The sequence below is a fragment of the Bacteroides sp. 224 genome (assembly GCF_010500995.1).
Classification (GTDB): Bacteria; Bacteroidota; Bacteroidia; order Bacteroidales; family Bacteroidaceae; genus Bacteroides.
Window position 1 is genome coordinate 19984 of sequence record NZ_QVMK01000054.1, and the last position, 9954, is coordinate 29937.

At 39.1% G+C, this 9954-nt stretch carries 9 protein-coding genes; 6 read left to right on the forward strand and 3 right to left on the reverse strand.

What is annotated here, in order from left to right:
• Window positions 1–279 precede the first annotated feature (279 nt).
• From D0T60_RS17545 to D0T60_RS17570, 6 genes are all read left to right on the forward strand, one after another.
• Window positions 280–2193: an endonuclease MutS2 gene (locus tag D0T60_RS17545; RefSeq protein ID WP_163219614.1), complete on the forward strand. Its 1914-nt coding sequence runs from the start codon at window positions 280–282 to the stop codon at window positions 2191–2193.
• Between the two features lie 654 nt (window positions 2194–2847).
• The gene (locus D0T60_RS17550) at window positions 2848–3843 is read left to right on the forward strand and encodes a fusion protein (RefSeq protein ID WP_163219615.1); all 996 of its coding nucleotides are present in this window, start codon (window positions 2848–2850) and stop codon (window positions 3841–3843) included.
• A gap of 46 nt (window positions 3844–3889) precedes the next feature.
• Complete coding sequence (locus D0T60_RS17555; RefSeq protein ID WP_163219617.1) at window positions 3890–4300, forward strand: PcfK-like family protein; 411 nt, start codon at window positions 3890–3892, stop codon at window positions 4298–4300.
• Window positions 4301–4310: 10 nt separating this feature from the next.
• Window positions 4311–5603, forward strand: a complete 1293-nt coding sequence (locus D0T60_RS17560; protein WP_163219619.1) for a PcfJ domain-containing protein — start codon at window positions 4311–4313, stop codon at window positions 5601–5603.
• 46 nt (window positions 5604–5649) lie between these two features.
• Window positions 5650–6132 carry a DUF6956 domain-containing protein gene (locus D0T60_RS17565; RefSeq protein WP_163219621.1) on the forward strand — a complete coding sequence of 161 codons (483 nt, stop codon included), beginning with the start codon at window positions 5650–5652 and terminating at the stop codon, window positions 6130–6132.
• Window positions 6133–6134: 2 nt separating this feature from the next.
• Window positions 6135–6344 carry a DUF3873 family protein gene (locus D0T60_RS17570; protein WP_163219623.1) on the forward strand — a complete coding sequence of 70 codons (210 nt, stop codon included), beginning with the start codon at window positions 6135–6137 and terminating at the stop codon, window positions 6342–6344.
• Between the two features lie 168 nt (window positions 6345–6512).
• Here the strand turns inward: D0T60_RS17570 and D0T60_RS17575 are convergent, their stop codons facing one another.
• The 3 genes from D0T60_RS17575 to D0T60_RS17585 are packed head-to-tail and all read right to left on the reverse strand — an operon-like array spanning window position 6513 to window position 9761.
• The gene (locus D0T60_RS17575) at window positions 6513–7574 is read right to left on the reverse strand and encodes a tyrosine-type recombinase/integrase (RefSeq protein ID WP_163219625.1); all 1062 of its coding nucleotides are present in this window, start codon (window positions 7572–7574) and stop codon (window positions 6513–6515) included.
• Window positions 7561–8541: a tyrosine-type recombinase/integrase gene (locus D0T60_RS17580; protein WP_163219627.1), complete on the reverse strand. Its 981-nt coding sequence runs from the start codon at window positions 8539–8541 to the stop codon at window positions 7561–7563. Before D0T60_RS17580 ends, D0T60_RS17575 begins: the two co-directional genes overlap by 14 nt.
• Window positions 8538–9761 carry a tyrosine-type recombinase/integrase gene (locus tag D0T60_RS17585; protein WP_163219629.1) on the reverse strand — a complete coding sequence of 408 codons (1224 nt, stop codon included), beginning with the start codon at window positions 9759–9761 and terminating at the stop codon, window positions 8538–8540. Before D0T60_RS17585 ends, D0T60_RS17580 begins: the two co-directional genes overlap by 4 nt.
• Window positions 9762–9954: the final 193 nt, after the last annotated feature.

Below are 9954 nucleotides of genomic sequence, written 5' to 3' on the forward strand. Positions count from 1 at the left end.
TTCTATTTGAAAAATGTTTGTATCTTTGCACCCGAAATAATTTTTAAGTCCAACGATTTATGTGTTGTGCATCCGTATAAATACCATATTGCGAGTTCGCCCCTCTAACCCTTGAGGAGCCTACGGTACTGAATAGACAGTTTCTTTGTCTATCAGCATTCAGTACACGTTGTCGGATATGGGAAATCTCAGTTTTTTAATTTACTTTTTTATCAACTGTATATTGGTCTGTCAGTTTACTGATGACTGGTAGCTGATATTGTAATAATATTTGAGATTATGATTTACCCGGATAATTTTGAACAGAGAATCGGAATAGATTCAGTTCGCCAATACATAATAGAAAAATGCTCATGCCCACTCGGAGAAGAAAAGGTGGAAAATATGAGTTTTGCAACAGACTTTGCCACCATTACAAAATGGCTTGAACAAACCGGCGAGTTTGCACAAATCATACGTAATAAAGAAGATTTCCCTGCCGATTTCTTTTTAGATCTGCGTGATGCTCTACAAAAGGTGGAGAAAGATATTACTACATGGTTTGCCGAAGAAGAAATTTCAAATCTTGCAAACTCACTTCAAACAATCAGTCGTATCGTATCGTTTCTGCATCAAGCGAAAACAGATACAGGGAAAACAAAATATCCTGCCCTTACAACAATGGCAGATAAAATTAAACTGTTCCCTACTATTATCGAAAAAGCAAATTCGATATTAGACAAATCGTCTTTCCAAGTGAAAGACAATGCTTCACGCCGCCTTTCAGATATTCGCAGAGACAAAGCGGAAGCAACAAAAGCCGTTACACGCAATATGCAGAATGCAATTCGTGATGCCCAAAAAGCAGGATTTATCGGTAGAGATGCCAATATCAGTATGCGTGACGGACACATGGTTATTCCTGTGGATGCAGCTAACAAACGAAAAATTAAAGGACGTGTACATGACGGTTCAGGAAGTGGGAAAACCGTATTCATCGAACCCGAAGCTGTTGCAGAAGCAAACAACCGACTTCGAGAACTGGAAGCCGATGAACGCCGTGAGGTAGTAAAGATTCTTATTGATTTTGCCGACCTTGTTCGTCCGCATCTTTCAGACCTTTTCCGCTCGTATGACTTTATGGGCGAAATAGATTTCATTCGTGCAAAAGCATCATTTGGAGTTCGCATCAACGGCATTAAACCTGTTTTTGAAGACAAGCAACAGATTGAATGGTCGCAAGCCATACATCCTTTGTTGAATATTCAACTATTTCAGGAACGCAAACAAGCACATCCGTTAGACATTGTTCTTAATCAGGAAAACCGCTTGCTTATCGTTTCAGGAGCAAATGCCGGAGGTAAATCGCTTTGTTTGAAAACGGTTGCTTTATTACAATATATGTTGCAGTGTGGATTGCTTATTCCTGTTCATGAAAGTTCAAGGACAGGTATATTCGAGCATATTTTCATTGACATTGGCGATGGGCAAAGTATAGAAAACAGTTTAAGCACCTATACTTCGCACTTAACGAACATGAAGTTTTTTGTAGAACACAACAACAGCAAAACGTTAATTCTGATTGACGAGTTCGGTAGCGGAACAGAACCGCAAATCGGGGGCGCTATTGCAGAAACATTGCTCGATAGGTTTAATAAAAAGCGTAGTTTTGGAGTAATCACAACGCACTTCCAGAACCTGAAGCATTATGCTTACGAAACCGATGGGATTATAAACGGAGCCATGCTATACGACGCTGAAAAAATGCAACCGCTTTACCGATTGTCAATCGGCAGTCCGGGCAGCTCATTTGCCGTTGAAGTAGCTACACGTATCGGACTTCCGAAAGATATCATTGTTGAATCGTCAGCCAAGCTGGGCGAGGATTTTATCAACATGGACAACTTCCTGCAATCAATCGCCCGTGATAAAATCTTTTGGGAAGATAAGCGGAAAGAGATTCAAAGCAATGTTCATACTACCGTTGTAAATCAAACGCCTCAATCGCCAAAAGCAAAAGCAGAGATTGTAGTTGAAGAACTATCTTTGAAAGATATGCCAATCGAGAAAGGCGATAGTGTCAGATTGACCGGACAAACTGCTGTTGGCGACGTTTTAGAAATGCAGGGTAAACAAGTTACAGTTGCTTTTGGGCAAATAAAAAGCACCGTATCGCTTGAACGATTAGAGCTTGTAAAGAAAAGAGTTGTATAAGTAACTCTTAAATAATTCAGAACGGAGGTATTCTTAAATGGGTATCTCCGTTTTTTATACCTATAACTTTTCTTTCAATATGGAAAGCTATTGCATGTTATATGTTGTAAACATGAATTATAGGTCAATCCAATTCCTTTTTACTACACTTCTCTCCGGTATAATTTCTTCCTCATTAGCGAGTATCAAACCGGGTACTTATTGACCCCATGTTCAGGATACAAAGGTATTTCGGCTAATCCTGTCGCCAAATTATTGCCTGAAAAATCTTCCTCTTTCCCTACGGGCGAGCGTATTTATTCACCCAAAATTTGTCTTCGGCGGATTCAGCCGACCTTTTCACGTATCCGAAACATAAGGTCAGTACACCGGCTCCGATACGGCATAAAAAAAAGTCAGAAATTATGAGAAGTATAGTAAAAAATAGGAAACAAGGTAGTAACCTTCCAATTAGCATAAAATTGGTTGTGAAAATCGTTCTCGTGGCTTTGGGTTGCTCCGTGTGGGGAACAGGGTTTATTTGGGCTTTAGTGGGCTTATATCTCTTTCTTCCTGTTATTCGGGGTATCCTTTCCTTCTTCGTGGGGTTAGGTGCTATAATCCTGTTTATTCTCATTCTTTTCTCGCTTTTATAATCCCTTAAAATTTAGAGTTATGAGCAAAGTATTTTTATTAGGAGCAAATAAGGAAATTGACAGAGCCAAACAAGTGGTAGAAGTCAATCAAATAATCCAAATGGAGGGTTACAGTTACGACAGGTATGTAGTCTATGAAATTCGTACAAATGACTGGGGGATTACTTACAAGTTAATTAACCTGCGTACAAAGGAGTATCAAACAGCCGACATTATCAGACCATTGAAAGAAAAATTTGGTATTGGTTATTATTATGACAGCGAGAACCCTGAATTTATGGACAGTTTCGAGGTCGCATTACTTCTTCAGCAAGCACACGGACAGAAGAAAGCCGAAGACGAAAAAGCCGAGCAGGAAAAAAACAGAGTAGAGCAGGTTAAGGAAATCGGGCGCAAACGCTTTGCCGAAATATTTCCCGAAGATGCACAGGCGGTTATCGTGGCACGTTTAAGACAAAACGAGAGCGACAGCTATACCGACTACTACTCATATAGTACACAACGGACGGTTATCATAGGTTTTTCAAAGCACAAAAGGGACTTGTTTTCCGAAATGCGTAAACACGCATCCAATTTTGAGGGAACTGCCTATTTAGCCGAGTTTAACGAAGATTATGAACACCGCGAAAAGTACAGCATGGGCGACGGTTATTATTGGGGGAAAAGCAAGTATAGCGGTTGGATAATCGAAAAAGAGCCTGTATATAACCGTGAACGCACGATAGAGGATTTTGCATACACCGCAGGGAACGAAGATAACATACATATCAGCAAGTCTGACACAACACCAAAGAATAGTAATCCCACAACAGAAACTAATAGTGGTTGCACATTGGTAGAATATTCAGCCAAAGCGGTAGCGGTATTCGGAGAAACGAGAGCCATAAAAGACGAACTCAAAGCAATGGGCGGACGCTTTAACAGTCGATTGACGTTCAATGGTAAGAAGTTGGCAGGTTGGATTTTTCCTAAATCACAAGAGCAACGTTTAGCCTATTATTTCGGATTGGATTAAGTAGTAACACGGGGCAGAGCCTTTTTGCCCCACAACACCCAAAAGTATGAAAGCATCAAATCATTTCAAAAATACAATTAAGGCATACTTAGATAAGAGAGCCGAAACAGATGTATTGTTCTCATTCCAATACAGCAAACCCGAAAAGAATATTGACGATTGTGTTACCTATATTCTCAATACTGTACAGAAAAGCGGTTGCAATGGTTTTGCAGACGATGAAATCTATTCAATGGCGGTACACTATTATGATGAAGATAATATCGAAATCGGTAAGCAAATAAACGCTAATGTAGTTGTAAACCATGTAGTAGAACTGACTGAAGAAGAAAAAGAACAGGCTCGCCGAGATGCTATTCAAAAGGCACAGGACGAAGCATACAGGAAGATGACACAGCCAGTCAAAAAGAGCAAGAAAGTAGTATTAAATCCCCAACCATCTTTGTTTGATTTTTAAGCATTATCCTATGAAAGCGAAGAATAAATTCCAAAGACAAGTAGTAGAAGCGAGTAAAACCCTGCCGAAACTCACGAAAGAGCAGATTGAGTGGGGCTATGAAAATGGTATCGACCATATTGGGCGCAGAACTGATAAAGGAGTAATAACCTGTACTAAATGCGGTCATTCGTGGCAGGGAGCAGGATATTTGGTTGCCACCCTAACGGATTGCAACTGTCCGAACTGTAACACCAAACTAACGGTAGAAACCACCAAGAAACGAACATTCAGCACCCGTTACTACATGACGGTAGTAACCGCCCATGCAGGTTATCAGGTATTACGCTCTGTAATGCTATTCTGTTTGGTAAAGGTCGGAGAAACGCCCAAATACGACTATTCAGAAGTTATGCAACGGTGGATTGCTCCCAATGGTAAACATTGCACATTCGCAAAACTCCGTCAGACAATGGGTACTTGTTACTATGATGCGTGGATATTCCATACTGATTTGGAATTGCGTAGCGAAAACAGCAATAACAAGTTTTACATAAATGTATATGATAAAATATTTACAGGCGTGGTTTACCCTCGAATGAAGCTAATCCCCGAACTGAAAAGAACAGGCTACAAAAAGGGATTATACGGACAAAAGCCGTTAGACCTGTTCCGCACCCTATTGACTGACAGCCGAGCCGAAACACTGATGAAGACTGGGTACACCAAGCTATTAAAGCGTATCATGGACAGCGGTTGGAAGAATATCGACAAGTATTGGCAATCCGTCCGCATCTGCATCCGAAACGGCTACAAAATCAACGATGCTACGCTTTGGTGCGACTATATAGACAATCTCCGTTTCTTCGGCAAAGACCTGTATAACGCCAAATATGTATGCCCGACAGACCTCAAAGCCGAGCATGACCGATATATGCTGAAGAAAGCCAAAGCTGATGCACAAGCGGAATTGGAAAAGCAACTTGAAAAAGAAGCCGAATTTAGAGCGATTAAAGCCAAGTTTTTCGGACTTATATTTTCCGATGGGCGTATCAGTGTCCGTGTACTTGAAAGCGTACAGGAGATAGTAGCAGAGGGACAGGCGATGCACCATTGCGTAGGTAGTTATTCGACCAAAGAAGACTCCCTTATTCTTTCAGCAACCATTGACGGCAAACGCATTGAAACCGTAGAGGTATCTATTTCCAAACTGAAAGTAATCCAATGCAGGGGATTATGCAACAAAAACACTGAACACCATAATCAGATACTTTCACTTGTAAATAACAATATGCCACTCATAGAACAACGATTGGCAGCATAATTTATAAAACTGGGCGGAGTAATCTGCCCACAAAATTCAAATAGACATGAAAACAACAGAAGTAAACGATAGTATTATAGGCAAGCGTTGTAAGAGCATTTTTACAGGCTTAATGGTAACAGGGACAATCGAAGAAATCAAGATAACTGAGTACACAGCAGAAGTTAAAGTGCGTTTCGACAACCCACATAGATGGGGTAATCACACCTACAAAAGCGATTGGAGTTCCGCACGCTTACACGACGAGTTCGGCTCATTGCATCACCTTGAAATCATTGACGACAAATATCAAACTATCGTGGTCGAGTTCAATAAAGAGATAGCCGAGATTGACCGAATGTTCGCACAGAATTACAGTATTTGGGGAGTGGTAAACCTCAAAGAGTGGATAGATAACTACGAAAGTAGCCGTTTTACGCAATTTTCGAGAGATACGGCAATCATTACCTCCGAATACAATATGGAGAACATAATAGAGTGGCTTGAAAAACAGGATTATATTAAAGATTATCAACACATAACCAAGTAGCAATGAAAACAAATTCAATCAACAAAAATGGTTGCTCGGTATGCGAGCAAGGCAAAGAGAATTACACAACATTTATTGCAGGAGCATTCAGAGGTACGGAATATTACCAATACGACTACCGTCACACGGACGGAGGACTGTTCTCTACGGTTGCCAAATCATTGGAGCAATGCCGAAAAGAGCGGGACGAATGGCTATCAAAAAAGCAGTAGTAACACAAAGGCGGGCGATTTTTCGCCCGTTACTTTTTCCATGACTTTTCAAAAATGACGGGGAGAAAAAGTAACTTATCAAAACTTATTTATTATCCAAACCATTCATTGCAATATTATTGTATAACAGAATATTACAAAATAATAGTTTGGATAATATTTTATTGGCTAAAGCCCTACAAGAGTAAGAAGTTCCATATTTTCTAACTTTCCCCATTTTTTTTCTTGAGATTTAGTAATAGTGTCTTCCAGTGTATCAATCGCCTTTTTCTTCTGTTCTTCAGTTACATCCTCGTATATCATAGTGGTAGAGAGATTACGATGTCCTAAAAGTTCTTTTATCTCAACAATATTGATATTATCTTCTCGCCAATGGGTAGCCATACTATGCCTCCAAAGGTGGCTGTGTAGATCCAGAGGCACATCAGGACATGCTTCATGTGCTTTGGCTGCATACAACCTGAGACGTTTCGCTATTGCCGGTTGTGTCAATTTCCCCATACATCCTTTGCATGGAGAATAGAACAATAAAGCATCTTTATTGGGTTTATCGCCATGAAAAACTCTAAGGTACAGTCTTAACCATTCGACAAGGTCATCATGCAAGTAGATTGACCTGAAACCACCTCCTTTTCCACATAATATTACATATGGGTCTTTAACGTTGTCAAGTACTATGTCTTTGACTGTCAAAGAGAGTATTTCGTTCAGACGCGCTGCAACCCCATAGCTGAGCATCATTAGAGTCAAATCCCGTAAACCTATTTTCGTAGTTGTATCAGGTACTGCAAAAATAGCCTTTACCGCATCCCGTGTCATAGCATGTACAATGCGTTTTACCTTCCGCATTGGTTTTATAAACTCCGAAACTGCCATATAAATATAAGCATACTCCGGCATCTGACCACTAATATATTTTGTCAGATTTTTAATAGCAGCCATTCTTATATTGCAAGTTGTTGCACTGACGTGTCGCTCTTTTTTCAACCATATCTGCCATTGCGTTAAGACTTCAACAGAGAAACATTCCGGAGTAAGGGTTAACGATGTAATGCCTCTTTCTAACTGTAGGTATCTGAGAAATAGGGACAATGACAGTTTGTAAGAACGTAGTGTGTGTTCACTTGTTGTTTTTACGGATGGCACATATATGGTGTGCCAGTCATAAATCAATTTTGCCATTTTACGATTTTGAGTGGCTAATGCGCCACTTGATTTAGATGTTTTCATTATATTCTGGCTTTTGAGGTAATAATTCACTAAATTTTTTAGAGCAATTGCATTTAAGTTTATCCGTAAGCATCGGGGTAAGATGAAAATAGCCAAAAGTACTTTGTATATTTCTGTGCCCCATGCTACGGGAAAGGAACAAGAGTTTGCCGCTCAATTCGTATCCATGATTTTCCCATTTAGAAATATTGGAGACGGCATACAAACTGCGTAAATCATATTCAACAGCCTTTTCATTGCTAACTTTAGACCATATCTTTCTAAAGAAAGTGCATCCCCAACGTACCCTATGCGGTTCATCATTCTTATCAGGAAAAAGATAAATCCGATTAGGCATAACTTTCTCCATAGCTTGGTTGTAATGTTGAAGTAATTGTAACATAGAATCATGAAGAACAATGTTATGTTCATCTATACTTTTAGATTTTATGATTTTTACGACGCCAGACTTGAAATTGACATTAGAACATTTTAGCCACCGGACTTCACATGTACGCATCCCAGAGCTGTATAGCATACGAAAGTAAACAGGAAGTTGTAATCGATTCAATAAGGTGGTTATTTGTCTGTGTTCTTGATATGATCGTATTACATAAGAGTCACATTCCTTAAAAAATGCAGAAAGTTCGCCCTGTGTAAAAAAGTGTGGCATATAAGAGCTGGCTTCAAAAGTGGGCAAAGGCAAAGGATTTAAGGTTGACCAGCCTTTCTTGTTAGCATATTTAAGGAAGTTTCGGACAGGTGTAGTCCTTGATATACAAGTATTGTTCCTTTCCGTTTCCCTGCGTTTGCACCAGTCCAGCATCTCCATTGTCAATTTTTCACAAGAGGGGTAGTTAGCTGCGATGTATTTGTCGAAGTGATGCAGGTTGTAGTCATAGGTCTTATTCCATCGACCGGACGCAATGCAAATAGCTGCAAATTCTTCAAACTTTGAAGATAGTTTGGATTTGAATGGATATGTCATAAGTCGAAAAGATTAGAGGGTACGATGTAAGAAGATATATCAAGAGAGCATTCCTTGAGATGCTCATAGTCGGCATCTGCATAAAACTTGAGAGACTCGGGAGATATGTGTCCGGTCAGAGATGACACGACTGAACATTCAACGCCACACGAAAGGAGATAAGTCACAAAATGATGGCGAAAAAGACGGACTCCTTTGCTTCCTCCTTTATCTCTGACATGCGCACATCTGAAGATTTTCTGGACAATATAAGCAATCTTCTTGTATGGTGCATTTGGATTTTTCTGGGGGACAAATATCGTTTTAATATCAGATTCAGCCCTTTCGGTAGTGATATAATCAAAAAGAGAATTTCCAGTAACTGCATTTAAAGGCAATGTAAGAGGATAATCTGTTTTTGATTGAATTAGAGTAATCATGTCTTTTCTCCAATCTATATTGTCAAAACGCATAGCCGTTATGTCAGAGCCTCGCAGTCCATAAAAATACAAAAGCCATCCTATTGTACGCTCTTTTAAGGACAATGTATTGTCAGGATTTTCAAGACACTTCCGAATACGGTCAGATTCATCTTTTGAAAGAAATTCCAAATTTTTGTATGCCTTTGGTATTTTGGGTAAAAAGTTGAGTATATAATCAGCCACTTTTGGTTCACGCAATTTAAGAGTTTTCATTAATGCTCTTATATGACCTAAATAACCAACCCCTCTGATTTGCTTAACACCATCATGAAAAAAAGAACAAATCATTTTAGATGTAGCTTTTTCCAATACTTCCGCTCCATTATCTTGAAAATGTTTGTAAAATAGAATTGCTGAAAGATACTCTACCCTAACTGTGTTTTTGCGTTTTCCGTTACGCGTACCATTCTCTAAATGGTATATAGCCAATGATTTGTAATAGTCATTGAGATTATCAAAGCCATTTGTAGTGTAAATAAATCCAGTGTAATTGCCATCAGGATATTTATCGTATAAATCAAAATTTTTCAGTTGCCCTAGGTTCGTTCTTAGGGACTTAAAACGATAATCTTCGGGAGTATAGCCTTGCTCTTTCGCTTCTTGAAAAAATAAATCTTCATAAGAGGTAATACTGGAAGAGCTACCTTTAATCAGAACCAGTTCGATACATTTTTCAATACTACGTCGTTTATTGGCGCAGTAACCTACTTTGGATAAATAATCCATCAACAAATGTTGTTTGAGTTTAAGATTTGACATGTCCATAACACTATATGATTTTAATGATATGGACAATATGCAATTTTTATCCAAACTCGCAACAGCTATATGCGTATATTACAGCTTATTATAGACCTGAGTTCGGGATAAGAAAAGTTTAAAAAGAATGGGTAATCTCCGTTTTATTTATTATCTTTATGGTTGACAATCAATCAGTTAACAAATAAACACG